Annotated in this window: 24 protein-coding genes; 14 read left to right on the forward strand and 10 right to left on the reverse strand. The window is 67.0% G+C overall.

Going from position 1 to position 25,218, the window contains the following annotated elements; all coding sequences use genetic code 11:
• Positions 1-201: 201 nt before the first annotated feature.
• Both ARGLB_RS21785 and ligD read left to right on the forward strand, forming a co-directional pair.
• Positions 202-1,620, forward strand: a complete 1,419-nt coding sequence (locus ARGLB_RS21785; protein WP_003806331.1) for an 8-oxoguanine deaminase — start codon at positions 202-204, stop codon at positions 1,618-1,620.
• Between the two features lie 45 nt (positions 1,621-1,665).
• Positions 1,666-2,922, forward strand: coding sequence for a non-homologous end-joining DNA ligase (gene ligD / locus ARGLB_RS21790; RefSeq protein WP_003806332.1), 1,257 nt, complete (start codon positions 1,666-1,668; stop codon positions 2,920-2,922).
• Positions 2,923-3,030: 108 nt separating this feature from the next.
• Here ligD and ARGLB_RS23785 read toward each other — a convergent pair whose 3' ends face one another.
• Positions 3,031-3,204, reverse strand: a complete 174-nt coding sequence (locus tag ARGLB_RS23785) for a hypothetical protein (protein WP_003806333.1) — start codon at positions 3,202-3,204, stop codon at positions 3,031-3,033.
• Positions 3,205-3,581: 377 nt separating this feature from the next.
• Between ARGLB_RS23785 and pucL the strand changes: the two genes are divergently transcribed.
• Both pucL and ARGLB_RS21800 read left to right on the forward strand, forming a co-directional pair.
• Positions 3,582-4,490 carry a factor-independent urate hydroxylase gene (pucL, locus tag ARGLB_RS21795; RefSeq protein WP_003806334.1) on the forward strand — a complete coding sequence of 303 codons (909 nt, stop codon included), beginning with the start codon at positions 3,582-3,584 and terminating at the stop codon, positions 4,488-4,490.
• A 243-nt stretch (positions 4,491-4,733) separates the two neighbouring features.
• The gene (locus ARGLB_RS21800) at positions 4,734-6,215 is read left to right on the forward strand and encodes a nucleobase:cation symporter-2 family protein (protein WP_003806335.1); all 1,482 of its coding nucleotides are present in this window, start codon (positions 4,734-4,736) and stop codon (positions 6,213-6,215) included.
• 98 nt (positions 6,216-6,313) lie between these two features.
• On the opposite strand, the gene ARGLB_RS21805 is transcribed toward ARGLB_RS21800, so the two are convergent.
• Positions 6,314-7,069: an IclR family transcriptional regulator gene (locus ARGLB_RS21805; protein WP_003806337.1), complete on the reverse strand. Its 756-nt coding sequence runs from the start codon at positions 7,067-7,069 to the stop codon at positions 6,314-6,316.
• Positions 7,070-7,281: 212 nt separating this feature from the next.
• Here ARGLB_RS21805 and ARGLB_RS21810 point away from each other — a divergent pair, with 212 nt between their 5' ends.
• The 5 genes from ARGLB_RS21810 (at position 7,282) to ARGLB_RS21830 (ending at position 12,975) form a co-directional block, all read left to right on the forward strand.
• Positions 7,282-8,757, forward strand: coding sequence for an NAD-dependent malic enzyme (locus tag ARGLB_RS21810; RefSeq protein ID WP_003806338.1), 1,476 nt, complete (start codon positions 7,282-7,284; stop codon positions 8,755-8,757).
• Positions 8,758-8,780: 23 nt separating this feature from the next.
• Entirely contained in the window at positions 8,781-10,379 is a 1,599-nt protein-coding gene (gene aceB / locus ARGLB_RS21815; RefSeq protein WP_003806339.1) for a malate synthase A, read from the forward strand.
• 3 nt (positions 10,380-10,382) lie between these two features.
• The gene (locus ARGLB_RS21820) at positions 10,383-11,657 is read left to right on the forward strand and encodes a DUF6986 family protein (protein WP_003806340.1); all 1,275 of its coding nucleotides are present in this window, start codon (positions 10,383-10,385) and stop codon (positions 11,655-11,657) included.
• 10 nt (positions 11,658-11,667) lie between these two features.
• Positions 11,668-12,480, forward strand: coding sequence for a bifunctional allantoicase/(S)-ureidoglycine aminohydrolase (locus ARGLB_RS21825; protein ID WP_003806341.1), 813 nt, complete (start codon positions 11,668-11,670; stop codon positions 12,478-12,480).
• A 138-nt stretch (positions 12,481-12,618) separates the two neighbouring features.
• Positions 12,619-12,975 carry a VOC family protein gene (locus ARGLB_RS21830; RefSeq protein WP_003806342.1) on the forward strand — a complete coding sequence of 119 codons (357 nt, stop codon included), beginning with the start codon at positions 12,619-12,621 and terminating at the stop codon, positions 12,973-12,975.
• Positions 12,976-13,298: 323 nt separating this feature from the next.
• On the opposite strand, the gene ARGLB_RS21835 is transcribed toward ARGLB_RS21830, so the two are convergent.
• Positions 13,299-14,474 (reverse strand): zinc-dependent alcohol dehydrogenase, encoded by a 1,176-nt coding sequence (locus ARGLB_RS21835; RefSeq protein WP_003806343.1) that lies wholly within the window; start codon positions 14,472-14,474, stop codon positions 13,299-13,301.
• Positions 14,475-14,669: 195 nt separating this feature from the next.
• On the opposite strand from ARGLB_RS21835, the gene ARGLB_RS21840 reads away from it, so the two are divergent.
• Positions 14,670-14,942 (forward strand): hypothetical protein, encoded by a 273-nt coding sequence (locus ARGLB_RS21840; RefSeq protein WP_003806346.1) that lies wholly within the window; start codon positions 14,670-14,672, stop codon positions 14,940-14,942.
• Between the two features lie 13 nt (positions 14,943-14,955).
• Here ARGLB_RS21840 and ARGLB_RS21845 read toward each other — a convergent pair whose 3' ends face one another.
• The 3 genes from ARGLB_RS21845 to ARGLB_RS21855 all read right to left on the reverse strand — a co-directional run bounded on the left by ARGLB_RS21845 (position 14,956) and on the right by ARGLB_RS21855 (position 17,934).
• Positions 14,956-15,669 (reverse strand): HAD family hydrolase, encoded by a 714-nt coding sequence (locus tag ARGLB_RS21845; RefSeq protein WP_003806348.1) that lies wholly within the window; start codon positions 15,667-15,669, stop codon positions 14,956-14,958.
• Positions 15,662-16,009: a YegP family protein gene (locus ARGLB_RS24245; protein WP_003806349.1), complete on the reverse strand. Its 348-nt coding sequence runs from the start codon at positions 16,007-16,009 to the stop codon at positions 15,662-15,664. The genes ARGLB_RS21845 and ARGLB_RS24245 overlap by 8 nt, the downstream gene beginning before the upstream one ends.
• Before the next feature lie 119 nt (positions 16,010-16,128).
• A complete protein-coding gene (locus ARGLB_RS21855) occupies positions 16,129-17,934 on the reverse strand; it encodes a glycoside hydrolase family 15 protein (protein ID WP_043420206.1) in 1,806 nt (601 codons plus the stop codon).
• A 134-nt stretch (positions 17,935-18,068) separates the two neighbouring features.
• Here ARGLB_RS21855 and ARGLB_RS21860 point away from each other — a divergent pair, with 134 nt between their 5' ends.
• From ARGLB_RS21860 to ARGLB_RS21870, 3 genes are read left to right on the forward strand one after another with little or no spacing between them, the layout of a single operon-like run.
• Positions 18,069-18,803 (forward strand): GAF and ANTAR domain-containing protein, encoded by a 735-nt coding sequence (locus ARGLB_RS21860; RefSeq protein WP_003806351.1) that lies wholly within the window; start codon positions 18,069-18,071, stop codon positions 18,801-18,803.
• 10 nt (positions 18,804-18,813) lie between these two features.
• Positions 18,814-19,551 (forward strand): DUF72 domain-containing protein, encoded by a 738-nt coding sequence (locus ARGLB_RS21865; protein ID WP_003806352.1) that lies wholly within the window; start codon positions 18,814-18,816, stop codon positions 19,549-19,551.
• 52 nt (positions 19,552-19,603) lie between these two features.
• Positions 19,604-20,677: an App1 family protein phosphatidate phosphatase gene (locus ARGLB_RS21870; protein ID WP_003806353.1), complete on the forward strand. Its 1,074-nt coding sequence runs from the start codon at positions 19,604-19,606 to the stop codon at positions 20,675-20,677.
• A gap of 50 nt (positions 20,678-20,727) precedes the next feature.
• Here the strand turns inward: ARGLB_RS21870 and ARGLB_RS21875 are convergent, their stop codons facing one another.
• Positions 20,728-22,281 (reverse strand): glycoside hydrolase family 1 protein, encoded by a 1,554-nt coding sequence (locus tag ARGLB_RS21875; protein ID WP_083839725.1) that lies wholly within the window; start codon positions 22,279-22,281, stop codon positions 20,728-20,730.
• 66 nt (positions 22,282-22,347) lie between these two features.
• On the reverse strand, positions 22,348-22,740 hold the full coding sequence (locus ARGLB_RS21880) for a VOC family protein (RefSeq protein WP_003806355.1): 393 nt from the start codon (positions 22,738-22,740) through the stop codon (positions 22,348-22,350).
• 129 nt (positions 22,741-22,869) lie between these two features.
• Here ARGLB_RS21880 and ARGLB_RS21885 point away from each other — a divergent pair, with 129 nt between their 5' ends.
• Positions 22,870-24,393: an AAA family ATPase gene (locus ARGLB_RS21885; RefSeq protein ID WP_003806356.1), complete on the forward strand. Its 1,524-nt coding sequence runs from the start codon at positions 22,870-22,872 to the stop codon at positions 24,391-24,393.
• Between the two features lie 17 nt (positions 24,394-24,410).
• Here the strand turns inward: ARGLB_RS21885 and ARGLB_RS21890 are convergent, their stop codons facing one another.
• Both ARGLB_RS21890 and ARGLB_RS21895 read right to left on the reverse strand, forming a co-directional pair.
• Positions 24,411-24,800 carry a hypothetical protein gene (locus ARGLB_RS21890; RefSeq protein WP_003806357.1) on the reverse strand — a complete coding sequence of 130 codons (390 nt, stop codon included), beginning with the start codon at positions 24,798-24,800 and terminating at the stop codon, positions 24,411-24,413.
• 33 nt (positions 24,801-24,833) lie between these two features.
• Positions 24,834-25,175, reverse strand: coding sequence for a J domain-containing protein (locus tag ARGLB_RS21895; protein ID WP_003806359.1), 342 nt, complete (start codon positions 25,173-25,175; stop codon positions 24,834-24,836).
• Between the last annotated feature and the right edge of the window lie 43 nt (positions 25,176-25,218).

Genomic DNA, 25,218 nt, shown 5'->3' on the forward strand with positions numbered 1-25,218 from the left:
TGAAATGCGCGTTTCCGCCGCCTCACGGGCTGGTACTTCCTCCGCTGCCAAGCATGCCTGTCACAAAGCGCGGCCATTGACCGCCCTCCCGCGCCCGCCCTACGCTGGTGCCGACCTGCCGCCGTCGGGCAGCGGGTCCCCTGGATCAGCAGACAGGACCACTGAGCTGGAAAGTATCAGCACGCTCAGACAAGGACCCTCATGACCCAGCTCTTTGACTCTCCGTCGGCGAACGTTCCGTCGCCGAACCTTCAGTCACCGGCGCCGGCCGCCGAATCCCGGCTCTGGATCCGGAACCCGCTGGCTGCCTTCACCGCCAACGGCCTCGACGCCTCAGGCGGCCTGGTGGTCAGCGGCGGCAAGATCGTGGAGGTGCTCGGCGCCGGACAGGCGCCCTCCGCACCCTGCGGGCAGACCTTCGACGCCGGCAGCCACGTTGTGCTCCCCGGGCTGATCAACACCCATCACCACTTCTACCAGACGCTCACCCGCGCCTGGGGTCCGGTGGCCAACGCTCCCCTGTTTCCCTGGCTGCAGAACCTCTACCCTGTCTGGGCGAGGCTGACCCCGCGGGACCTTGAACTCGCAGCCACCGTGGCCCTCGCCGAACTGCTGCTCTCCGGCTGCACCACCGCCGCCGACCACCACTACCTCTTCCCCGCGGGGATGGAGGACGCGATCGACGTCGAAATCGGCGCCGTCCGGCGCCTCGGCATGCGGGCCACCCTGACCCGCGGCTCCATGACGCTGGGGGAGGACGACGGCGGGCTGCCGCCGCAGTCGACGGTGCAGACCCCTGAGGCGGTGCTGGCAGACAGCGAACGGCTGATCCGCGAGTACCACCAGCGAGGCGACGGTGCGGTGATCCAGATTGCGCTGGCGCCCTGCTCCCCGTTTTCCGTCACCAAGGAGATCATGGCCGAGAGCGCTGCGCTGGCGGACCGGCACGACGTCCGGCTGCACACGCACCTCGCGGAGACCCTCGACGAGGAGCAATTCTGCGTCGAGACGTTCGGGCTGCGCACTGTGGACTATTTGGACAGCGTGGGTTGGCTGACGGACAGGACCTGGCTGGGCCACGGCATCCATTTCAGCGACGCTGAAATCGCCCGGCTGGGAGCGGCGGGAACCGCCGTCGCCCACTGCCCGACGTCGAACATGCGCCTCGCGTCCGGCACCGCCCGGGTCCTCGAACTGGAGGAAGCGGGCGTGCCCGTGGGGCTGGGCGTGGACGGATCGGCGTCGAACGATGCCTCCAACATGATTCTCGAGGCTAGGCAGGCGCTGTACCTGCAGCGGCTCCGCTACGGTGCGCACGTTCCGGTGGAGCGGGCGCTGGGCTGGGCCACCCGCGGATCGGCGGCGGTACTGGGGCGGCCGGACCTGGGCCAGCTGGCACCCGGCATGCAGGCGGACCTGGCCCTGTTCCGGCTCGACGAGCTGCGGTTCTCGGGCAGCCACGATCCCCTCGCCGCCCTCCTGCTGTGCGCCGCCGACCGCGCGGACCGCGTGATGGTGGGCGGCGAGTGGCGCGTGGTGGACGGCCAGATTCCGGGACTGGACGTGGCCGGGCTGGTTGCGGAGCATTCGGCGGCGGCGCGGCGGCTCGTGAACGGCTGACGGAGCGTCATTCCGATGAGGTTAGCCAGCTGCTAGCGTGGCGGCATGACTCCGTCGAAGACGCCGGCCGAGATCCTGGACATTGCCGGCTCCGAGGTCCGCATCTCAAGCCCGGACAAGGTGGTGTTCCCGGAGCCCGGACTGACGAAGCTCGACCTGGTGCGGTACTACCTGGCCGTCGCGGATGGCGCGCTCCGGGGTGCAGGCGGCCGGCCGATGGTGCTCAAGCGCTTCCCGAAGGGCATCGACGCGGAGGCCTTCTTCCAAAAGCGCGTGCCCGACAACCACCCCGACTTCATCGACACGACGACGCTGCATTACGCGTCGGGGACGTCCGCGGAGGAAGCCGTCATCCGGGATGCCGCGGGCCTGGCGTGGGTGGTGAATCTTGGCTGCCTCGACCTCAACCCGCATCCGGTCCGTGCCGAGGACCTCGAGCACCCGGACGAGCTCCGGGTGGACCTGGACCCGATGCCGGGAGTCGACTGGTCGCAGATCGTTGACGTCGCGTATGTCGCGCGGGAGGTGCTCGACGACGCCGGGCTCGTGGGGTGGCCAAAGACGAGCGGGTCGCGGGGCCTCCACATTCTGGTCCGGATCGCGCCGCAGTGGTCGTACCGCGACGTGCGGCTCGCTGCCGAGACCCTCGCCCGGGAGGTCGAAAACCGCGCTCCGGGCCTTGCCACCGCGCGGTGGTGGAAGGAGGAACGGGGGGAGAGTGTGTTCGTCGACTTCAACCAGAATGCGAAGGACCGCACCGTGGCGTCGGCGTACTCAGTCCGGCCCTTGCCTGACGCCCGGGTCTCGACGCCGCTCACCTGGGACGAGGTCCGCTCCGCCCGGCCGGAGCAGTTCACGGTGCCCACAGTGCTGGAGCGCTTCGCCGCGGTGGGCGACCCCCACACCGGCATCGACGACGCCGTGGGAGCACTTGACGGGCTTCTCGCCCTGGCTGCGGAGCTCGGCCCCGCCGAGAAGGCGCCGCGCGGGGGCAACGGCTCCGGCCGCCGCCAGTCGGTGATGCCGCTCATTGAAGTGGCCCGCACCAAAACCAAGCCGGAAGCACTCGCTGCGCTCGACGAGTGGAAGACCCGGCATGCGGACGTGGTCCCCGCCCTGCACCCGGCCGATGTGCTGGTCGACGGAATGCGCGGGTCGAGTTCGCTCTGGTACCGGGTACGGGTGAACCTGCAACACGTCCCCGAGGCGGAGCGCCCCCCACAGGAGGAGCTCATCGCCGACTATGACCCGTGGGCCGGCAAGGAGTGGCCGGGGCGTCCGGATTCTCCGCCCACGCCCTGAGGACGCAGAAAGGGTCCGGCGACGCAGAAAGGGTCCGGCGACACCCAAATGCGGGTGTCGCCGGACCCTTTGCGCGTCGCGCGGCGAAAACTGCGTCTCTGGCAGCCGCTATGGCCGCTTGCCGAAGACCGGAAGCGCCCGCAGCCACCGCGACAGGCTGCCTGAGCGCCGGTCGCAGTCGGCCGGGATGTAAAAGTCGGGGTCCGTGGCACCGAACGGCAGGTACAGCTCCTGGCCGGGCGCCGGGAATTCCGCGACGTTGTTCTGATCCTGCGAGTCCATCTGTTCCTCCTCGTTTCTTGCCTTAGCTCCGCCCAAAATATTTCGTAGAGCGGAAAATAGTTTTTGATATGTGAAATCTTACGGATACCCGGCGCGGTGCGTCAAGACCCGCCCGCCGACCCGTTTCGCACCACCCCGGTCACAATCGGTTTTCTAAATTGGTGATGTACACCACCGGGATGCTGCGCTACTCTTGAAGTCAATTCGTGGCGCACGTCACGTAACCTGGGAGCAGCAGGCAGGGTCGTAATGAGCTGGCATCAACTGATGTCGGCTCATTTTTTGTTTGGGTCGACGCCACAGGAAATGCGTGGGAAACACGCACTTAATTTCTATGTGGGACTTTCGTTCCACATACCGGAAGTTGGGAACAGACCATGAGCAACAAGATCGTCCTCGGCCACAACCAGTACGGCAAGGCCGAAGTCCGCGTCGTCAAGATCACCCGCGACACCGACCGCCACGAGATCGAGGACCTGAACGTCACCTCGCAGCTCCGCGGCGACTTCGAAGCCGCCCACCTCGAAGGCGACAACGCCCACGTGGTCGCCACCGACACCCAGAAGAACACCATCTACGCCTTCGCCCGGGAAGGCGTCGGCTCCCCCGAGGCTTTCCTGCTGCGCCTCGGCGAGCATTTCACCTCCAGCTTCGACTGGGTCACCGGCGGCCGCTGGGAAGCCGAGTCCTACGCCTGGGAACGCATCCAGGCACACGGCAGCGCGCACGACCACTCCTTCGTCCGCAAGGGCCAGGAAGTCCGCACCGCCGTTCTGGTCCGCGACGGCGCAGCCACCCACCTGATCTCCGGACTCAAGGACCTGACCGTCCTGAAGTCCACACAGTCCGGCTTCGTCGGGTACCCGAAGGACAAGTACACCACCCTGCCGGAGACCACCGACCGCATCCTGGCCACCGACGTCTCGGCCCGCTGGCGCTTCAGGTCCGGCACGGATTTCAGCTCGCTGGACTTCAACAAGAGCTACGAGGACGTCAAGAGCCTCCTGCTTGAGGGCTTCACCGAGAAGTACTCCCACGCCCTCCAGCAGACCCTGTTCGACATGGGCGCGAAGGTCCTGGAAGCCCACAGCGAGATCGAGGAAATCAAGTTCTCGATGCCCAACAAGCACCACTTCCTCGTGGACCTCTCGCCGTTCGGGCTCGACAACCCCAACGAGGTCTTCTTCGCGGCCGACCGCCCGTACGGACTCATCGAAGCCACCGTCCTGCGCGACGACGCCGAAGCAGCCGACGCCGCCTGGTCAGGCATCGCCGGCTTCTGCTAGACCCCGGCCGGCCGGCCCGCGGACACGAAAGTCCGCGGGCCCGCCGGCACACCACGTACCAAATTTTTGTCCATGCGGCTTAAGCACCCCTAAACCCCCAATAAGTGGACACAAACTCCCCCCGGCCGCACAAACCGGGCCACGGTTCCCGCCAGCGGACCCGGCCACGCCACAAGTTTCAAATTGTTAGCCAGACATTGTTAGCCAGACGAAGGCGTCTGCCATGAACCAAGAAAGTCTGCCATGAACATCACCAAGAAAAGCCGCCCAGCGGCAACCCGCCCGGAAGATCAGCGCCTCTCGATCGGCAGCACTTTCGCCTACGGGTTCCAGCACGTCCTCACCATGTACGGCGGCATCATCGCGCCGCCCCTGATCATCGGCGCCGCGGCAGGAATGTCCTCCCAGGACATCGGCCTGCTGATCGCCGCCTGCCTCTTCGTCGGCGGCCTGGCCACCATCCTCCAGACCGTCGGCATCCGCTTCTTCGGCTCCCAGCTCCCGCTCGTCCAGGGCGTCTCCTTCGCCGGCGTCTCCACAATGGTTGCGATTGTCCACGGCGGCGGCGGAATCCAGGCGGTCTTCGGTTCGGTGATCGCGGCCTCGCTGATCGGGCTGCTCATCACGCCCCTGTTCTCGAGGATCATCAAGTTCTTCCCGCCTGTTGTCACGGGCACGGTCATCACCACCATCGGCCTCACGCTCATGCCGGTGGCCGCCAACTGGGCCATGGGCGGCAACAAGGCGGCCCCCAACTACGGCAGCATGGCCAACATCGGCCTGGCCGCCGCCACCATGGCGATCGTCCTGCTACTGAGCAAGGTGGGCAACGCCGCCATCTCCCGGCTGTCCATCCTGCTTGCCATGGTCCTGGGCACGGCCATCGCCTTTGCCTTCGGCATGGCCGACTTCTCCAAGGTGGGCCAGGGCGAGATCGTCGCGTTCCCCACCCCGTTCGCCTTCGGACCGCCCACGTTCGAGATCGCAGCTATCATCTCCATGCTGATCGTCATCCTGGTGACGCTCACCGAGACCTCCGCGGACATCATCGCCGTCGGCGAGATCGTGGGCACCAAGGTCGATTCGAAGCGGATCGGCGACGGCCTGCGGGCTGACATGCTCTCCAGCGCCATCTCCCCGCTGTTCAACTCCTTCACCCAGAGCGCCTTCGCACAGAACGTGGGCCTCGTGGCCATCACCGGCGTCAAGAGCCGGTTCGTCGTCAGCGCCGGCGGCCTCATCCTGGTCATCCTCGGCCTGCTTCCGGTCCTTGGCCGGGTGGTTGCGGCGGTGCCGACGCCCGTCCTGGGCGGTGCCGGCGTCGTACTCTTTGGAACGGTTGCCGCCAGCGGCATCCGGACGCTCTCCAAGGTGGAGTACCGGAACAACATGAATCTGATCATCGTGGCCGCGTCCATCGGCTTCGGCATGATCCCCATCGCAGCGCCGGCCTTCTACGACCAGTTCCCGTCCTGGTTCAGCACCATCTTCCACTCCGGCATCAGCTCGGCGGCGGTCATGGCCATCCTGCTGAACCTGCTGTTCAACCACCTGAAGGCGGGCAATTCGGAGAACCAGTCCGTGTTCGTGGCGGGCACCGAGCGCATCGTCAAGGAGGAGGACCTGCAGTGCCTGGCCGACGGCGACCGCTTCGAAGGCGGAAAGCTGATCGACTGCGACGGCAAGGAAGTCCCCATCCAGGCGTCAACCAACTCCGAGCACTAGCGCCCCACTTAAGCGCGAATAGGCAGCTAATGCCCCCAAATCCGAGATTTGGGGGCATTAGCTGCAAGCTCGCGCTGTGGAAGTACGACGGCGGGAGGTCAGTTTTGGTTGAGTTCGTCCGAGATGGCCTGGGCTGCTTCGCGCAGGAGCGGCACGGCGCGGTCAGCGAAGGCCTGGTCCACGCGGGAAACCGGCCCGGAGACGGAGATGGCGGTGGGCGTGGGGGCGTTGGGCACGGCCATGGCAAAGCAGCGCACGCCGAGCTCCTGTTCCTCCTCGTCGATCGAGTAGCCGCGTTCGCGGATCCGGTTCAGATCCGCAATCAGCGAATCGAAGTCGCCGATGCTCTTGGCCGTGGGCGTGGGCATGCCGGTACGGGTCACGATGCCGCGCACCACGTCATCGTCCAGCTGCGCCAGAATAGCCTTGCCCACCCCGGTGTCGTGGGTGTGGGCGCGGCGGCCCACCTCGGTGAACATGCGCATCGAGTGCAGCGACGGCACCTGCGCCACGTAAATCACCATGTCCGAGTCCAGCACGGCCATGTTGGACGTCTCCCCCAGCCGGTCCACGAGGGACTTCAGCTGCGGGCGCGCCAGGGCACCGAGCTGCTTGTTGGCGCCTTCGCCGAGCCGGATGAGCCGCGGCCCGAGGGCGTAGCGGCGGTTGGGCAGCTGCCGGATGTACCCGAGTGCCACGAGCGTGCGCAGCAGCCGGTGGATCGTCGGCAGGGGCAGGTCCGTGGAAGAGGAGAGCTCGCTGAGCGTCACGTCACCGCCGGCGTCGGTGATCAGTTCCAAAAGTTCAAAGACGCGCTCAACGGACTGCACGCCTCCGGTGGCCTTCTCAGCCATGTAGCACTCTCCTGTTGCCTCGAATACGACAACTCTTATCCGCATCGTGAAAAAAGTTGCTTAGACAGCCAAAGATACAGCACGGGCCGGGGCCGCGTCGATGGAAGCATCAAGGGCTTGTGTTTCCATAAAGTAGATAATAATATCCATAATACGAAAACATTCAGCTGAAGAGCCCATCCCAGCGATGGGCCCGACCAGGAGGACATTCAATGGCGAACCCCAGCCCCGGAAACTCAATCACCCTGCGCGTGGAGGCCCCCTCGAGCTTCTCCGCCACCAGCGAGCTCGCGGCCGCCGTCGGTGCAGCCGGAGCAGCGATCACCGCGCTGGACGTCACCGAGTCCCACCACGAGACCCTGGTTGTCGACGTCACCTGCAACACCACCGACCAGGACCACGCGGACCGGGTCAAGGATGCGCTCAACGCGCTCGACGGCGTCACCGTCCGCAACGTCTCGGACCGCACCTTCCTGATGCACCTCGGCGGAAAGCTGGAAGTCGTCCCGAAGGTGGCGCTCCGCAACCGCGACGACCTCTCCCGCGCCTACACCCCCGGCGTCGCCCGCGTCTGCCTGGCCATCGCCGAAAACCCCGACGCCGCACGCAACCTGACGGTCAAGCGGAACACGATCGCCGTGGTCACCGACGGTTCTGCCGTCCTGGGCCTCGGCAACATCGGCCCCGCAGCCGCGCTTCCCGTCATGGAAGGCAAGGCTGCGCTGTTCAAGCAGTTCGCCAACGTTGATGCGTGGCCGGTGTGCCTGGACACCCAGGACACCGAGGAAATCATCAAAATCGTCAAGGCCCTCGCCCCGGTCTACGGCGGCGTGAACCTCGAGGACATCGCCGCACCGCGCTGCTTCGAGATCGAGAACCGGCTCCGCGAGGAACTGGACATCCCGGTCTTCCACGATGACCAGCACGGCACCGCGATCGTCACTCTGGCCGCCCTGGTCAACGCCCTCCGCGTCGTGGGCAAGAAGCTCGCCGACGTCCGCATCGTGGTCTCCGGCGTCGGCGCCGCAGGCTCCGCGATCATCCAGCTCCTCAAGGCCCAGGGCGCGCAGCACATCATCGCCGCCGGCCGCTCCGGCGCCATCCACTCGGGTGAGAAGTACGACGACGAACACCGCACCTGGATTGCCGCCAACACCAACGACGAGGGCTTCTCCGGCACGCTGCACGAGGCCCTCAAGGGTGCCGACGTCTTCATCGGCGTCAGCGCGCCGCACGTCATCGGCGAGGAACAGGTCACCTCGATGGCCAAGGACGCCATCGTCTTCGCCATGGCCAACCCGACGCCGGAAATCGACCCTACAGTGGCGTCGAAGCACGCGGCTGTCGTCGCCACCGGCCGCAGCGACTTCCCGAACCAGATCAACAACGTCCTGGCCTTCCCGGGATTCTTCCGCGGACTGCTGGACGCCGGGGCATCGGACATCACGCCGGAAATGCTGGTGGCCGCCGCCGAGGCGATCGCCAACCGGGTTGCTGACGATGAACTGAATGCGAGCTACATTATCCCCAGCGTGTTCGATCCCCACGTGGCCGCAGACGTTGCCACCGCGGTAGCGAACGCAGCACATGCGGCCGCCGGTGTTCGGACCGCACCGGCAGCGACCGGAAATGAAGCAGCACCCGCAACTGAGGCTGCGCCTGCGGACGCAGCCCTCGCCAACGCCTGAATCAGCCCTGGAAAGGACCCACAATGGCTATCACAGTCACAGACCCCCGGCCGATCGAGCGTGCGGAGGAAATTCTCACCCCGAAGGCCCTGGCGTTCGTGGAGGAACTCCACAAGCGCTTCGCCGGCCGGCGCGGCGAGCTGCTCGCGGCCCGCAAGGCCAAGCGTGAGCAGGTGGCCCAGACCGGCAGTCTGGATTTCCTGCCGGAGACGAAAAACGTGCGCGACGGCGACTGGAAGGTTGCGCCGGCACCGGCGGCGCTGCTGGACCGCCGGGTTGAGATGACCGGGCCGGCTTCGCCGGCCAAGATGGCCATCAACGCCCTGAACTCCGGCGCCAAGGTGTGGCTCGCAGACCTTGAGGACGCCAGCACACCCACGTGGGGCAACGTCATCGACGCCATCCTCAACCTCCGCGACGCCGCCACCGGAACGCTGAGCTACACCTCTCCCGAGGGCAAGGAATACCGGCTCCGCACCGACGCCCCGCTGGCCGTCGTCGTGGCCCGCCCCCGCGGCTGGCACATGGAGGAGCGGCACCTGCTGCTCAACGGCGAACCCGCCGTCGGCGCGCTGGTGGACTTTGGCCTGCACTTCTTCCACATCGCCAAGCAGCTGGTGCTCAACGGCCACGGCCCGTACTACTACCTGCCGAAGATGGAGAGCCACCTCGAGGCACGGCTGTGGAACGACGTGTTCGTCTTCGCCCAGGACTTCCTCGGCCTTGGCCAGGGCACCATCCGCGCCACCGTCCTGATCGAGACCATCCCGGCCGCGTTCGAGATGGACGAGATCCTCTACGAGCTGCGGGACCACGCCTCGGGCCTGAACGCCGGCCGCTGGGACTACCTGTTCAGCATCATCAAGTACTTCCGCGACGCCGGTGCCAGCTTCGTGCTGCCGGACCGAGCCACCGTGGCCATGACGGCACCGTTCATGCGCGCCTACACGGAACTGCTGGTGAAGACCTGCCACCACCGTGGCGCGTTCGCGATGGGCGGCATGGCCGCGGTCATCCCCAACCGGCGCGAACCCGAAGTCACCGCCCAGGCCTTCGAGAAGGTCCGCGCGGACAAGACCCGCGAGGCAAACGACGGCTTCGACGGCTCGTGGGTGGCCCACCCGGACCTCGTGCCCGTGTGCCAGGAGGTCTTCGATTCGGTGCTCGGCGACCGGCCCAACCAGCTGGACAAGCAGCGCCCGGAGGTCTCGGTCACGGCCGGCCAGCTGCTGGACATCGCCTCCGCGGACGGCCAGGTCACGGAAGCCGGCCTGCGCCTGAACCTCTACGTTGCGGTGGCCTACACCGCCGTCTGGATCTCCGGCAACGGCGCGGTGGCCATCCACAACCTGATGGAGGATGCCGCCACCGCGGAAATCTCCCGTTCGCAGGTCTGGCAGCAGATCCGCAACGAGGTGGTCCTCGCGGACACCGGCAACAAGGTCACCCGCGAACTGGTCACCCGGATCCTGGCCGAGGAAACTGAAAAGCTGCGCGGCGAGGTGGGCGAGGAAGCGTTCGCCCGCTACTACCAGCCCGCCAGCGCCCTGATCGGCGACATCTGCCTCTCCGAGGACTACACGGACTTCCTGACCACCCCCGCCTACGAACTGGTGGGCTGAGGCATGGCGGTACCCGAAACATCGCTCACCGCGGCGGACCTGGCCCGGATCGACGGGCAGCTGGCGGACACTGACCGGCTGCTGGAGCGGAACTACCCGGGTGACGACGGCTCCCGCCAGCCCGTCCACACCGTCTACGTCCCCGCGGACCGGTTCACGCCGTCGCTCGCCGCCGACTGGGGAACCCAGGCGCTGGCGACGGCGGCCGCCCACGGCGGGCTGGCCCGGATCGGCTCGCTGCTGGGCCAGGACGCCGACCTCGCCGAGGCTGTGGCGTCACGCGTCCAGGCGAAGCTGGAGACTGAACCGATCGAGGACCTCCGGCTCGACTTCGAGGACGGGTTCGGGGACCGGGGCGACGACGCCGAGGACGCCGCCGCGGTTGCCGCGGCATCCGCCGTGGCAACCGCAGTTTCGGCCGGTTCCGCGCCGCCGTTCGTCGGGATCCGGTTCAAGTGCTTCGAGGCCGCCACCCGGGCCCGCGGGCTGCGCACCCTGGACCTGTTTGTCTCCGGCCTGGCCGCGGCGGGCGAACTCCCCGAGGGCCTGGTTCTGACCCTGCCCAAGGTCACCACCGTGGCGCAGGTGCAGGCGATGGACTACGCGGTCTCCCGCCTTGAGGAGATCCACTCGCTCCCGGCCGGCCGGCTCCGGTTCGAAGTGCAGGTGGAGACGCCGCAGCTCATTCTCGGCCCGGAGGGGACGTCCCCGGTGGCACAGCTGCCGCACGCCGTCCCGGGCCGGATCAGCGGCCTGCACTACGGCACATACGACTACTCGGCCTCCCTGCAGATCTCCGCGGAGTACCAGTCGATGGAGCACCCGGTGGCGGACTTCGCCAAGGAGGTCATGCAGCTGGCGGTGGCAGGCACCGGCATCCGGCTGTCCGACGGATCCACCAACATCATCCCGGTCGGCGACAACGTGGAAAACGCCTGGCAGCTGCACGGCCGCCTGGTGCGGCGTTCCCTGGAGCGCGGCTACTACCAGGGCTGGGACCTGCACCCGGCCCAGCTGCCCAGCCGTTTCGCGGCGACGTACGCGTTCTACCGCCAGGGTCTGCCGGCCGCCGCGGCCCGGCTCCGCAACTATGTTGAACGCACCGAAGGCGGGGTCATGGACGAGCCCGCCACCGCCCGCGCGCTCGCGGCGTTCGTGCTGCGCGGCGTCCAGTGCGGCGCCGTGGGCGCCGACGACGTCCAGGCGCTGGCCGGCGTCGGACTCCCCCAACTCACCGGCCTGGCCCACCCGCGGCTGGCCCACACCACTTCGAAGTAAGGATCCACAGATGGGCAAGTACTACTACCCCCAGGGCGGCCTGCCGCCGCAGACCCACCTCACCACGGAGCGGGCCATCGTCACCGAGGCCTACACGGTCATCCCCAAGGGCGTCATGACCGACATCGTGACCAGCACCCTGCCGGGTTTCTCCAACACCCGTTCCTGGATCCTGGCCCGCCCGATCGCCGGGTTTGCCACCACATTTTCGCAGCTGATTGTGGAGATCGGCCCGGGCGGCGGCGCCCCCAAGGCCGAGTTTGAACCCGGCGTCGAAGGCGTCGTCTTTGTCACCAAGGGCAGGGTCAACCTGACCCTCGACGGCGAACTTCACCAGCTGGAGGAAGGCGGCTACGCTTACCTGGCCGCCGGTGCCACCTGGGGCCTGGAGAACGTCTCGGATGACATTGTCTCCTTCCAATGGATCCGCAAGGCGTACGAGCGGCTCGAGGGTTACGAGGCAAAGTCCTTCGTCACCAGTGATGCCGAGGTGGAACCCACCGCGATGCCGGATACCAACGGCGCTTGGAAGACCACCCGCTTCACGGATTCCAGCGACCTGGCCCACGACATGCAGGTCAACATCGTGACGTTTCAGCCGGGCGGGGTCATCCCGTTCCCGGAGACGCACGTCATGGAGCACGGCCTGTACGTCCTGGAGGGCAAGGCCATGTACCTGCTCAACAACGACTGGGTTGAGGTGGAGGCCGGCGACTTCATGTGGCTGCGCGCCTTCTGCCCGCAGGCCTGCTACGCCGGCGGCCCGGGCGAGTTCCGTTACCTGCTGTACAAGGACATGAACCGCCAGATCCGCCTGACGTAGAGCCCCCTCCTCCCCGAATCGCCGAGATCGCCGGAAGCCTGCCAGTTCGCCGCAGGCTTCCGGCGATTTCGCACGTTTCCGGCGTCTCCGGCTTTCCCAGCCCTTGCGTCGCAACTGGCCGCGCGGAAGCATGGGGGCATGCTGACGATCGGAACGACTGTCCTCGGTGTCAACGACGTCGCCCGCGCCACCGCTTTCTGGTGCGACGCCCTCGGCTACGTCCCGCGGGAAGACGGCGACGAAACGTGGGTGGTGCTCGTCCCGCAAAAAGGCGATGGCGCCCGCCTCGCCCTCATGCTCAGCGAGACCGCTGTCCAGCCCCACCCGCGCCTCCACCTTGATCTCTACGCCGATGACCAGGCCGCCGAGGTGGAACGCCTCGTCGGGCTCGGCGCAGCCAGGGTGGACTGGGACTCCTATCCGGATGACCCGGACTTCATCGTGCTCGAAGACCCGGACGGAAACCGCTTCTGCGTTGTGGATGCCGCGGCCTGACACTGAAAGGACGCACCATGTGATTCTCGCCCGATTTCTCGCCCCGCGCCGCCATTGTCACCGGCAGCGATTCCGGCATCGGCCGCGCCACTGTGGTGGCCCTGACCCAGGCACGGGCGGCGGCACCAGTTCCTCGAACTGAACTATGGGACCTGGGCGAAAACACTGGACACCAACCTCAACGTCGCCTTCCTCTGCATCCAGGCGGCAGCCCGGCGGAGCCCTTAACGGAAAGCGGCTGACGGGTTAGTCGCCCGCCAGCCACCGTCCCGGACCTCGCTGCTAAAGCCCGGCGTCTCTACACTTCACCGTCCACGTGCCCGTCAGGGTTTGAGGACCACCTTGATGCAGCCGTCCTCTTTCTTCTGGAACTTGTCATAAAGCTCGGGCGCCTCGGCCAGCCCGGCAGTATGCGTGACAAGATCCATCACACCCAGCGGATCGGCGTCGTCCTCCACCAGCGGAAGCAGCTCGTCCGTCCACCGGCGGACGTTGCATTGGCCCATGCGCAGCTGGATCTGCTTGTCGAACATGGTGAGCAGGGGCATGGGGCTGGCCATGCCGCCGTAGACACCGCTCAGGGAAACCGTGCCCCCGCGCCGGACCGAGTCGATGGCCGTGTGGAGCACGGCCAGCCTGTCCACGCCGGCGGTTTCCATAGCCTTCTGTGCCACCTTGTCCGGAAGGAGGCCGAGTGCCTGGTGGGCGAATCCCGCCACCGGTGATCCGTGCGCTTCCATCCCGACGGCGTCGACTACGGCGTCCGGGCCCCGGCCTTCGGTCATCTCCCGCAGTTCGTCCGCGATGCCCTTGGCATAGTCCAGAACCTCGACGCCGTGGCGCGCCGCCATCCCGCGGCGCTCCGGGACGGGATCAACACCGATCACCCGCTGGCCGAGGTACGCGCCCACCCGGGAGGCGAACTGTCCCACCGGCCCCAGCCCGAAGACGGCCAGCGTTCCGCCGGCTGGAGCGTCGGCGTATTTCACGGCCTGCCACGCAGTGGGAAGAATGTCCGAAAGGAACAGATACCGCTCGTCCGGCAGCTCCTGCCCCACCTTCACCGGGCCGTAGTCCGCGAACGGAACCCGCAGGAACTCCGCCTGCCCGCCGGGAATGGAGCCGTAGAGCTCCGAATAGCCGTAGAGCGCGGCCCCGGAGTTCTTCGCCCGGACCTGGCTGGTTTCGCACTGCGACTGGAGGCCCTGGGAACACATGTAGCAGTGGCCGCAGGAAATGTTGAAGGGAATGACCACGCGGTCGCCCTTGGCCAGGTTGGTGACGGCGCTTCCCACCTCTTCCACGATGCCCATGGGTTCGTGGCCCAGCACGTCGTCCTTGTGCATGTAGGGGCCAAGCACCTCGTACAGGTGGAGGTCCGAACCGCAGATCGCGGAGGACGTGATCCTCACGATCGCATCCGTGGGCTCCTGGATGACGGGGTCCGGTACTTCCTTCACGGTCACCGAGCGTTTGCCTTGCCAAGTCAGTGCCTTCAATGGAGCGCCTTCCTGTAGCTGCACGTCGCGTCCTTTCGACCGTAACGCGCCCGGGCCCGGATGTGAAGATCAGCATGCTTATCAATTTTTCGTGATCCAGGATTGGAAAGTAAGCATCCTTGCTGTTCTCTTGTTTCGGCCGGGGAACGCTCTTAGCGTAGGAACTGTTCTTGCCCCCTAGGAAAGGCGCCCATAATGTCGCTGTACCAGCCCGAACCAGTGGAAATCTCCACGCGCATGCGCCCAGGCGAATGGACGGAGTCCAGCCTCGAGGAACTGGTGACCACCTACCGCGCAAAGATCCTCGCCATGGGGGCGGCGGTTTCGGAAGTGCTCACCGAGGTGGTCAGGAACGACGACGGCTCCGTGTCGGTTTCGGTGTCGTGGAACAAAGGGGCGTACGCGGACGAACCCGAGGGCGGCGCGTTCACGAACACCGAATCCAAGGTGGACACGGCCGGCGCCTGACGCCGCCGGACGCCTAACCTGCGAGCAGCTTTCCGATCGCACTGCGGCCCAGGTTGTCCAGCAGCTCCCGCGGACCCGCGTAGACCTCGGCGGCCCCCACGTCGCGCAATTCCGCCTCGCTGGTGCCGCCGCAGGTCAGGGCGATGGTGGGGATGCCGAGCCTGCTGGCCGCCATGACGTCCCACACCGCATCCCCCACGTAAACCGCGCCGGAGGCCTGAACCCCAACAGCCTCCAGCGCCGCCACCAGGATGTCCGGCTCAGGCTTGCTGTTTTCCGCATCATTGGAGCTCGTGGCGGCATCAATGAAGTCATCCGCCGACAACGCCGACCGCAACGCGTTGAGATCCTGTTCCCTCGCGGACGAGGCCAGGGCCACCGCCAGGCCGCCCTGGCGGCACTCGGCCAGCAGGTCCCGGGCCCCGTCAAAGGCGCGGAGCGATGGCCAGAACGTGCCGAAAACCCCTGAATGGGCGGACAGGATGGCCTCATCCACTTCCCTGTTCCGGGAGTCCGGCAGCAAATTGTCCACCAGACGCGCCCCGCCCATCCCCACACAGCGGTGGATCCGGGCCATGGGCACGTCGAAACCGGACTGGCGGAACGCCTGCCACCAGGCGAGAGTGTGGATATAGGCGGAGTCGATCAGCGTTCCGTCAACATCGAACAGGACAGCCTTCTCCCGGCGGCGCCCTGCCGGCGACGGACCTCCCGACTCCCTATCCACCGGCTTGTCCACCGACACCCGCGCCAACCTCGGCCAGGTGCGGCGCAGGCACCCGCTGCCGGACGCTCTTCGGGGAGCCATAGCCGGCGCCAACCGTGGACTTCACTGCCTGACGCGCGGGCTTGGCGTGGCGCTTTTGCGCGGGCCGCTTGACTGCGTCCTTGGAGCAGTCACGTATCAGTCCGGTGCCGGCGATCTCCCTGGCCTGGGCAACTCCGGCAACCGCCGCGCGCTTCGTCGGGAAGGTAACGGACACCGCCATCAGTGCCCCCGCCCCGTCCAGCAGCCGGATCCTGTAACCGCCGTCGGGGGCGTCCACCAACTCGAAATATCCAGCCAATTTGCCTTCCTCCTTCTTCACCCTTCGCCGAGGTGTTTAGTAAGTATACTTACTTACAAACCGAAGGTGAGAGGTGCCACCCAAATTCGGCTTCGAACAAGGCTGTCGGCGCCAAGCCCTCAGCCGGTGCCAGCCTTTGACGGGAGCGGCTTGTCGCTCCGGCGGGGCCGGTGTTGACTGAGTTCCAGTGCACTGGTCACCAGCGCGAAATGGCTGAACGCCTGCGGGGTGTTCCCGAGGTGCCGCCTACTCTGGACGCCCCATTCCTCGCTCAGCAGTCCGACGTCGTTGCGCAGCGACAGCAGCCGTTCGAACAGTTCCGTGGCCTCCCTGTGCCGGCCTGCCCCCAGCAGCGCCTCCACGAGCCAGAAGGAACAAGCAAGGAACACCCCCTCACCGCCTGGCAGTCCGTCGTCGCTCACCTGGGGCCGGTACCGGAGCACGAACCCGTCCTCCGTCAGTTCGCGCTGGATGGCCTCGATAGTGCCGATCACCCGGGGGTCGTCGGGCGGGAGGAATCCCACGCGGGGAATGAGGAGCAGGCTGGCATCGAGTTCCGGCCGGCCATAGCTCTGGGTGAAGGTGTTCCGCTCGGCGTCGAAGCCCTTAGCCATGACCTCGGCCTGGATGGTGTCACGCAGCGCCTCCCAGCGGTCCGCCGGACCGGGAAGCCTTGAATCCCGCACCCCCTTGACCATCCGGTCCGCTGCTACCCATGCCATCACCTTGGAATGGGTGAAATGGCGCCGCGGGCCGCGCATCTCCCACAGCCCGTTGTCCGGCTGGTCCCAGGCCCCTTCGAGGTATTCCATCAGCGCCACCTGGACGTCCCAGGCTTCGTCCGTGTGCTTCAGCAGCGAGTTGCGGGTCAGGGCAAGGCAGTCCAGGACCTCACCCCACACGTCCAGCTGCAGCTGGCCGGCAGCCGCGTTGCCCACCCTGACCGGCGTCGAGTTCTCGTAGCCGGCCAGCCAGGGAAGCTCCATTTCGGGCAGCCTGCGTTCCCCGTGGATCCCGTACATGATCTGCAGGTCGGCCGGGTCCCCCGCCACGGCCCGGAGCAGCCAGTCGCGCCACGCCGCCGCCTCGGAGGTATAGCCGGCGGCCAGCAGCGCCTGGAGGGTCAGGGTGGCATCTCGGAGCCAGCAGAAGCGGTAGTCCCAGTTCCGAGGCCCGCCCAGCTGCTCCGGCAGCGACGTGGTCACGGCTGCAACGATGCCTCCGGTGGGCGCATAGGTCAGGGCCTTGAGCGTGATCAGCGAGCGCTGCACGGCGTCCTTGTACGGCCCGGTTACCTTGCACTTATCCGTCCACTCCCGCCAGAACCGTTCGGTGGAGTCAAGGACTTCCTCGGCGTCCACGGACCGGGGCCGCCGGACATGGCTGGGCGCCCAGGTCAGCACGAACGGCACCCGTTCGCCGGCTTTCACGATGAAGTCGCTGACGGTGTGCATGCGTTCGCCGCGCAGCGGGGCGGTGGTCACCAGGTAGGCAGAATCGGGTCCCGCGATGGCGTGGAGGCCGTGGCTGTCCCGGCGCACCCAGGGCATGATGTGGCCGTAGTCGAAGCGCAGGGCCAGCTCGCTTCTCATCCTGACGTGTCCGTGCAGCCCCACCACGATCCGCACGATGTCCGCCACCTCGTCGCGGGGAGGCATGAAGTCGATGACCCGGACGGCGCCGTCATCAGTTTCCCACTCGGTTTCCAGGATGAGGGTGTGCCGCCGGTAGCGGCGCCGTGTGCAGCCGCCGCCACCTGCCGGGGCGAGGAGCCAGCGGCCGGCTTCGGGGGTGTCCAGGAGTGCATTGAAGCATGCCGGCGAATCGAACCGGGGCAGGCACAGCCAGTCAATCGACCCTTCAGTGCTGACCAGGGCCGCCGTGTGCAGGTCGCCGACCACCGCATAATCCTCGATGCCTACCATGCCCTTACAGTGCCACAGCAGGCCCCGCGGCACGAGGGGGTACCGGGTGTAGCCTGAAGTGAGGCGGAGCGGCCGCCGGAGTCTTGCCCGGTCACCCGGCCCAGCCGGTTTGCAGGGCGGAAGTGGAGCCTCGAGTGGATAGTCGCCTGAGCGAAGCCGACGTGGTGGGGCGCGTCCAGGACATGTTGCTGGACACCCAGGATGTCCAGGATTTCCTCGAAGAGCTGGCACGGTTCTCGGCCGAGAGCATGTCGGGACCGCACGGCCAGATCTATTCCGGCATTACCCTCCTGCGGCACCGTTCGGCCGCCACCGTGGCCAGCAGCGGTGAGCACGCCCAGGCACTGGACGAAATCCAGTACCAGTTTGGCGACGGCCCCTGCCTTCGCTCCTGCCGCGAGGGTGTCCTGGTCCACGTTCCGGACTTCGAGCTCGACACCGAATTCCCGGATTACAATGACACCGTCCTGAAAAACGGCATCCGTTCGGTTCTGGCGGTCCCCTTCGAACTGCCGGGCGCCGACGCACGGGCCGGACTCAACCTGTACTCCGAGAAGCCGAACGTCTTTGACGCGGCCGCCGTGGAGAGCGCCATCAGCTACGTCCGCCAGGCCTCCAAGGGTCTCCGGCTCGCGGTCATGCTCGCCCAACGCAACGACCACGCCGCCAACCTCAGGCGGGCGATGGAGTCACGGACCATCATCGACACCGCTGTCGGGATCATCATTGCGCAGAACCGCTGCAGCCAGGAAGACGCCATCAACCTGATCAAGTCGGCGTCCAGTACGCGCAACCTGAAGCTGCGCGACGTCGCTGCGGCCATCGTTGACTCTGCCGGCGGCGGCCCACTGACAACCCACTTCGAGTGACGCCCGACAGGTGAACATCCACATCGGCACGTCGGGCTGGAGCTACGACCACTGGGAAAATGTGCTTTACCCGCCGGGGCTCCCCACCCGGGAGCGGCTGCAATACTACGTGGCAAGATTCAGCACGGTGGAGCTCAATGCCAGCTTCTACCGCTGGCCGCGGGACACCACGTTCGCCGGCTGGCGGACCCGGCTTCCGGCCGGTTTTTCGCTGTCCGTCAAAGCCCCCCGCGGGCTCACCCACGGCAAGAAGCTGTACGGCCCGGAAGTCTGGATCGAACGCATCTCGCGGTGTTGGCACGAGCTCGGCGACAAGCGCGCGGTGCTGCTGGTGCAGCTGCCTCCCGGCATGGCCAGGGATGACGCCCGGCTGGACTACTTCCTCGGCGCCATGCCCGAGTGGATTCGGGTGGCCGTGGAGTTCCGGCATCCCAGCTGGGAGCATCCGGAGGTGTACGGACTGCTGGAACGGCACCAGGCTGCGTACACCGTCATGAGCGGCGCCAATCTACCCTGCAACCTCCAGGCGACCGCACCGTTCGTCTACGTCAGGCTGCACGGGCCCGACCACCAGCACCTGTACGGCGGTTCCTACTCGGATGAGGAACTGGGCTGGTGGGCGGACAGGATCCGGGAGTGGCGCAGCTCCGGAAAGGAAGTCTTCGCCTATTTCAACAACGACGGCGGCGGCAACGCCGTGCGCAACGCGGCCACCCTGCGCGGCATGTTGGGAGACGGCGGCGAGTAACAGAGCGCGGGCGGGCAGCCCATGGGCGGCTGCCCTGTGGCAGAGTGAAGGCATGGACATGGCGTCGCAGGAATCACCGTTGTCAGGGACGAGTTTGTCAGGGACGCGCGTCTTCCGCCTGGCCCACTGGCTATCCGACTCGATCAATACGGCGCGCCTGAAACTGGCGCGCCGCTGGAAGTTTGAGCCCAAGACGATCGCCTACCAGGGCTACGGCTCCACCGAGTGGGTCCGTGTCCTGGGCAGGGTGGTGCTGGCCAGCAAGCCCGTGCCCGGCAGCCGCGCTGACCATGCCGCCCGGAACGGCACCGAAAATGTACGTGGCTGGCGCGCCTTCACCAGCGTTCCCATCCCCCGTTCCGAAGTGGAGATCGAGGTGGGCGGAACGGTCACGAAGGTCAAGGCCGACCGGGGCGGGCTGGTGGACATCGACATACCGGTGTCCCTCGCACCGGGCTGGCACACCGCCATACTCCGCTCCCCGGATGCCGAACCGGCGGAGGCAAGCATTCTTGTCATTGCCCCGGACACGAAATTTGGCATCGTCTCCGATATTGACGACACCGTCATGGTGACGGCCTTGCCCCGGCCGTTCCTGGCACTCTGGAACACCTTTGTGCTGAGCGAGCGGGCCAGGATGGCCACCCCGGGGATGGCGGTGCTGCTGGACCGGCTCACCGTTGAGCATCCCGACGCGCCGGTCATCTATCTCTCGACGGGCCCCTGGAACGCTGCGCCCACCCTCGCGCGGTTCCTGACCCGGAACATGTACCCGGCCGGCCCGCTGCTCCTGACGGACTGGGGGCTGACGCAGGACCGCTGGTTCCGCAGCGGCCAGGAGCACAAGCGCCGCAACCTTGAGCGGCTGGCGGCCGAGTTCCCGCATATGCGCTGGCTCCTGATTGGCGACAACGGCCAGCACGACGAGCAGATCTACTCGCAGTTCACGCAGCACAACGCGGACAAGGTGGCGGCCATCGCCATCCGGCAGCTGTCCGTGAGCGAAGCCGTCTTCGCCGGCGGCCATTCCGAGGACGGCGACCACAGCGCCTCGACGGTGCCGTGGATCTACTCTCCCGACGGGGCCGGCATAGCCCGCCAGCTCCGGGAGCTCGAACTCCTCTAGGTGCCCGTGTTGCGCCAGGTGCCCGGACGGCTCTAGGTGCCCGGACGGCTCTAGGTGACCGGACCGCCGTCGGACATTCCGCCGTCGGAGATCCCGGCGTCTGTCAGCGCGCCGTCCGTCCCTGCTGCCGCAGCCGCGACGGCGGCATCCGCGGACGCTGCCAGCTTCCGTTCCTCCTGGAGTTCCTGGAACCAGTAGAACGAGGCCTTGGGCGTGCGCACCTGCGTCTCGAAATCCACGTGCACCAGGCCGAACGGCTGTTTGTAGCCGCCCGACCATTCGAAGTTGTCCATGAATGACCAGACGTAGTAGCCGCGCAGGTCGATCGCCTCTGCCTCACCGCCGGGGGCCGTGGCACGGAGGGCGGTGCCGAGGTGGTCGGAGAGGTAGCGGAGCCGCCGCTCGTCGGGGATGAAGGTCCGGTTGGCTGACTTGTCGCGGACCTTGACGTCAACAAAGCTCGCCCCGCCCTCGGTGATGATCACCGGCGGGAGTTTCGGGTACCGTTCGGCCATCTCCTTGAGCGCCACGGCCATGTATTCCGGTTTCACGGGCCACCCGTAGGCAGTGGTTTCGGTGTCCGGCCACGGCTCAATGTGCAGCGGCGCGCCGGGCGTGGCGTCCCTGAGGTCATCCCCCATCGCCTCGGCCATGGCCGCCGGAACGGGGCTGTCGCCGCCGCCTGCCGCCACCCGGGTAGGCATGTAGTAGTTCAGGCCGTAGAAGTCCAGCGGCTGGGAGATGACGGCCATGTCCTCGTCAGGATGCTCGAAGGACGAAAAGAGCTTCGCCGCCCGGATGAGGTCCGGATACTTTCCGGTGAGCACCGGGTCCGCGTAGAGCCGGTTCTGTGCCACATCCATGGCTCCCGCACTGATCCAGTCGAGGGGGTTGCCGGAGTTGGGCACCACGGGCGAGTACACGTTGGTCATGCCGATTTCGCCGGGCACCTTCGCTGCCCGCAGTGCCTGCAGCGCCAGGCCGTGGCCCAGCAGCTGGTGGTGCACGGTGGGCAGGCCATTTGCGAAGTCGGCCTTCCCCGGGGAGTGCAGGCCCAGGGCATAGCCGTTGGTGGTCACGGTAGCTGGCTCGTTGATGGTCACCCAACGCGCCACCCGGTCCCCGTACGCCGCCGCAGCGATGGCGGCAAACTCGCCCAGCCGGTAGGCCGTGTCCCGGTTGAGCCAGCCGCCGTCCTCGTCGAGGGCCAGCGGCGTGTCCCAGTGGTAGAGGGTGACCATCGGTGAAATTTCGTTGGCCAGCAGCTCGTCCAGCAGCCGGTCATAGAAGTCGAGCCCGGCCCGGTTCACCGCTCCGCGGCCATCCGGCTGGATCCGCGGCCACGCCAGTGAGAACCGGTAGGAATCGACGCCCAGCTCCTTCATGAGGGCCACGTCCTGCGGCATGCGGTGGTAGTGGTCGCACGCCACGGCCGGGCTGTGGCCGTCCACGATCGTCCCGGGTTTTGCTGCGAAGACGTCCCAGCCGGCGGGACCACGGCCGTCCTCGTCCAGCGCCCCTTCAATCTGGAACGCTGCTGTGGCCACCCCAAGGGTGAATCCGGTCGGAACCATAGCGGCCAAGTCTTTGGCGGAAGGATGCATCGCTGGACCTCTGTGACGTTGTGGACGGCCGGTAGGCCAAAACTTCAGATTTCCGGAGTCTACCGCTCAGGGCGCCGCACTGCCCGGGTTGATCACGGAAATCACGTTGCCGGCCGGATCCTTGAACCAGGCGATGTCCGGTCCCATCCCCCGGGCTATTCCTTTTTCGTCCGTGGGCAGGTTGGGATCGTCATAGATCTTGGTCTGGACGCCCGCCGCGTTGAGCTCATCGACGGCTGCCTCGACGTCGTCGACCACAAGGTTCAGGACGGTGAAGGTGGCCGGCTCATGGTTGTCCTTGGGGTAGACAAAAATCCGGTGGCCCTCGGGCATGGACAGCTCCAGCGTGCCCATCGCGCCGTCGGACACGGCCAGGCCCAGCGTCTGCCCGTAAAACTCCCTGGCGCGCGCCACGTCGTCGACGCTGAAGCTGGAAAATGAACCCTTGGGCGCAAACATGGCCTTCTCCTTCGATGGCTCCAGTGCTTCGGCGGCTCAGGAGGACTGCGGCGCCTCCGGACTGCGGTACCTCCCAGAATGGCACAGGCCCAGGGCCGCTGACGAGTGGCCGCTGGTAGGGTCTGCGACATGGATGAAAAATTGGGGAAGTTCATCGACGATTTCGCGCAGCTGGTTCAGATCGCCCAGTCCGGGCAGCACCGCGTACAGGCCGGCACCCAGCTGCTGACAACAATCACCGAGCATCTGGCGGTGCCGGCCGAATCACTCGCGGTCGTGGTGGAGGAGGTGCCGGCCCACCGGTTCGTGGACGCGGACATCCGGATGGCCGAACTCGCCGCCGAGGACGGGCAATTCCGGCTGGTGGGGATCGGCGGCGGCGACCAGCGCCACCACCAGTCCCTGAGCGACATGCTGCAACAGTCGCAGTTCTTTCCACAGTTTCCGTTGTCCCAGCCCGATTACATCAACCTTGCCGTGGGACCGGATGAACAGCGGCAAGCCGTGGCACTGGGGCTGTGGCTGTTCCGGCACGCGGGCAGCCCTGTTGCCGTCCTGCAGCGGGACGCGGCGCCGCGGTACGGGCGGCAGACGGCGTGCCTTGAGGTCCTGGCCGCTGATGCGAAAAACGCGGCAGACTTCCTGGCCGAGTTCCGCAGGCGGATGCAGCGCGGCAGCATCCTGAAGGGCCAGGTCATTTCGCTGGTCATGGGCGAGTACGGGCCCAGCAGCGGTGGCGTGACGTTCCACGCCCGGCCGGAGCTCACCGCCTCCGACGTCATCCTTCCCGAGGGGCTGCTCCAAAAAGTGGCCGATCACGCCCTGGGCATCGCCGCGCACCGGGAGTCGCTGAACGCGTACGGCCAGCACCTCAAGCGGGGCATCCTGCTGTACGGCCGGCCGGGTACGGGCAAGACCCACACGGTGCGGTACCTGCTGAGCCAGAGCGCCGGCATCACCGCGGTCCTGCTGTCCGGAGGGTCACTGGCCAGGATTTCCGAGGCGGCCGCCATGGCCCGGGCCCTGCAGCCTTCCATCGTTGTGCTCGAGGACTGCGACCTGATCGCTGAGGACCGGAGCTTCGGGCACGGGCCGCAGCCGCTGCTGTTCGAGGTTCTGGATGCCATGGACGGCTTGGACCACGACGCCGACGTCGCCTTCGTCCTCACCACAAACCGCGTGGACATGCTCGAGCGGGCCCTCGCCCAGCGCCCCGGCCGCGTTGACCTGGCCGTGGACGTTCCGCTACCGGCCCTGGACGAGCGCATCGGACTGGTGACGCTGTATGCGCGCGGCATCCCGTTCAGCCCGGACGCCGTCCGCGATGCGGCGGCCCGCACCGAAGGCACCACAGCCTCGTTTGCTCGCGAGCTGGTCCGCCGCGCCGTCGTGCGTGCCGCACTGGACGGCACTCCCGTCTCGGACAGCCACCTGCTCGAGGCGGTGGACGAACTGATGGCCGACGGCGAGACCCTCACCAGGAGCCTGCTGGGCAGCGGCCCCGCCGGCGGCGGGGACGGGCAGGGTGGCTTCGGCGGTCCCGGCTTCCCGGGCCCAGGCTTTCCCGGACCCGGCTTCGGGGGTCCGGGGATACCCGGGCCGGGTATCCCCGGGCCGGGCTTTGGCAGTGTGGGCTTCTCCGGGCCGGGCTAGTACAGCTAGTCCGCGGGCTAATCAACCAGCGGCGGTGGCCCGAAGAGGAATTCGTTGGCGTGGGACACGGCCTTGCGGAAGGCATCGTTCCGCAAGGCGACCAGGTTCGCGGAGCTGCCGGCGTCGGGCTCCAGGAAATGGGTCAGGCCCGGGCGAAGCACCCAAATGTCCCCGGCAGGCGGCAGGTAGAACACCCCGAACGTACGGTGCCGGTGGTCGTCGTCGGACCAGATGGGCACCACGGCCAGCGCGGCACCGGTCGTGGGATTGATCCACTGTGCGCGGGGCAGGGGTTCCTCATGGGCCTCGGGGTCCAGGAACGGCGCTGTGCCCTTGCCCCAGCGCTGCTCAAAGCGCTCATGGAAGGCCGGAATCAGGTGCGAGTCGTAGCGGCGCCAGTCGCTCATGGCTGTGGTTCTCCTATGACGCTCATGTCGGTTTCAGGTCCACGGTCCGCTCTCCCACCGGACAGGCGTGACGCGCAGCGGCGGTTCCCGGTGCCGGACCACGTGGACGGGAATGTTTTGTGGTTTGCTGGCGGGTTGGTGTTCGCCGGCAGTCGCGGCAAGGAGCTCGTGGTCGTAGGCTGCACGGCGTTTGGGGTCCCGGAGCGTGGCGAAGGCCTGCATGACGAGTTGCAGTTCGGCTGGTACCGCTTCACCGCTGGCAACATCCGGGTGGTGGCGGCGCATTAGGGCGCGGTAGGCGCGGGCGATTTCCTGCTGCGACGCTCCGTGCGGAATCTGCAGCACCGCATAGTAATCCGGTGAGGGGCTGGTCATTACAGAAGCCTGCAGTTGGAAGGATTGCTGAGGATCGCGGCTG

The sequence above is a fragment of the Arthrobacter globiformis NBRC 12137 genome (assembly GCF_000238915.1).
Taxonomy (GTDB): Bacteria; Actinomycetota; Actinomycetes; order Actinomycetales; family Micrococcaceae; genus Arthrobacter; species Arthrobacter globiformis.

What these genes read in the sequence shown, in the direction of transcription:
- ARGLB_RS21785 (WP_003806331.1), top strand. Translation starts at nt 202, where the DNA reads ATGACCCAGCTCTTTGACTCTCCGTCGGCGAACGTTCCGTCGCCGAAC.
- ligD (WP_003806332.1), top strand. Translation starts at nt 1,666, where the DNA reads ATGACTCCGTCGAAGACGCCGGCCGAGATCCTGGACATTGCCGGCTCC.
- ARGLB_RS23785 (WP_003806333.1), bottom strand. Translation starts at nt 3,204, where the DNA reads ATGGACTCGCAGGATCAGAACAACGTCGCGGAATTCCCGGCGCCCGGC.
- pucL (WP_003806334.1), top strand. Translation starts at nt 3,582, where the DNA reads ATGAGCAACAAGATCGTCCTCGGCCACAACCAGTACGGCAAGGCCGAA.
- ARGLB_RS21800 (WP_003806335.1), top strand. Translation starts at nt 4,734, where the DNA reads ATGAACATCACCAAGAAAAGCCGCCCAGCGGCAACCCGCCCGGAAGAT.
- ARGLB_RS21805 (WP_003806337.1), bottom strand. Translation starts at nt 7,069, where the DNA reads ATGGCTGAGAAGGCCACCGGAGGCGTGCAGTCCGTTGAGCGCGTCTTT.
- ARGLB_RS21810 (WP_003806338.1), top strand. Translation starts at nt 7,282, where the DNA reads ATGGCGAACCCCAGCCCCGGAAACTCAATCACCCTGCGCGTGGAGGCC.
- aceB (WP_003806339.1), top strand. Translation starts at nt 8,781, where the DNA reads ATGGCTATCACAGTCACAGACCCCCGGCCGATCGAGCGTGCGGAGGAA.
- ARGLB_RS21820 (WP_003806340.1), top strand. Translation starts at nt 10,383, where the DNA reads ATGGCGGTACCCGAAACATCGCTCACCGCGGCGGACCTGGCCCGGATC.
- ARGLB_RS21825 (WP_003806341.1), top strand. Translation starts at nt 11,668, where the DNA reads ATGGGCAAGTACTACTACCCCCAGGGCGGCCTGCCGCCGCAGACCCAC.
- ARGLB_RS21830 (WP_003806342.1), top strand. Translation starts at nt 12,619, where the DNA reads ATGCTGACGATCGGAACGACTGTCCTCGGTGTCAACGACGTCGCCCGC.
- ARGLB_RS21840 (WP_003806346.1), top strand. Translation starts at nt 14,670, where the DNA reads ATGTCGCTGTACCAGCCCGAACCAGTGGAAATCTCCACGCGCATGCGC.
- ARGLB_RS21855 (WP_043420206.1), bottom strand. Translation starts at nt 17,934, where the DNA reads ATGGTAGGCATCGAGGATTATGCGGTGGTCGGCGACCTGCACACGGCG.
- ARGLB_RS21870 (WP_003806353.1), top strand. Translation starts at nt 19,604, where the DNA reads ATGGACATGGCGTCGCAGGAATCACCGTTGTCAGGGACGAGTTTGTCA.
- ARGLB_RS21875 (WP_083839725.1), bottom strand. Translation starts at nt 22,281, where the DNA reads ATGCATCCTTCCGCCAAAGACTTGGCCGCTATGGTTCCGACCGGATTC.
- ARGLB_RS21880 (WP_003806355.1), bottom strand. Translation starts at nt 22,740, where the DNA reads ATGTTTGCGCCCAAGGGTTCATTTTCCAGCTTCAGCGTCGACGACGTG.
- ARGLB_RS21885 (WP_003806356.1), top strand. Translation starts at nt 22,870, where the DNA reads ATGGATGAAAAATTGGGGAAGTTCATCGACGATTTCGCGCAGCTGGTT.
- ARGLB_RS21890 (WP_003806357.1), bottom strand. Translation starts at nt 24,800, where the DNA reads ATGAGCGACTGGCGCCGCTACGACTCGCACCTGATTCCGGCCTTCCAT.
- ARGLB_RS21895 (WP_003806359.1), bottom strand. Translation starts at nt 25,175, where the DNA reads ATGACCAGCCCCTCACCGGATTACTATGCGGTGCTGCAGATTCCGCAC.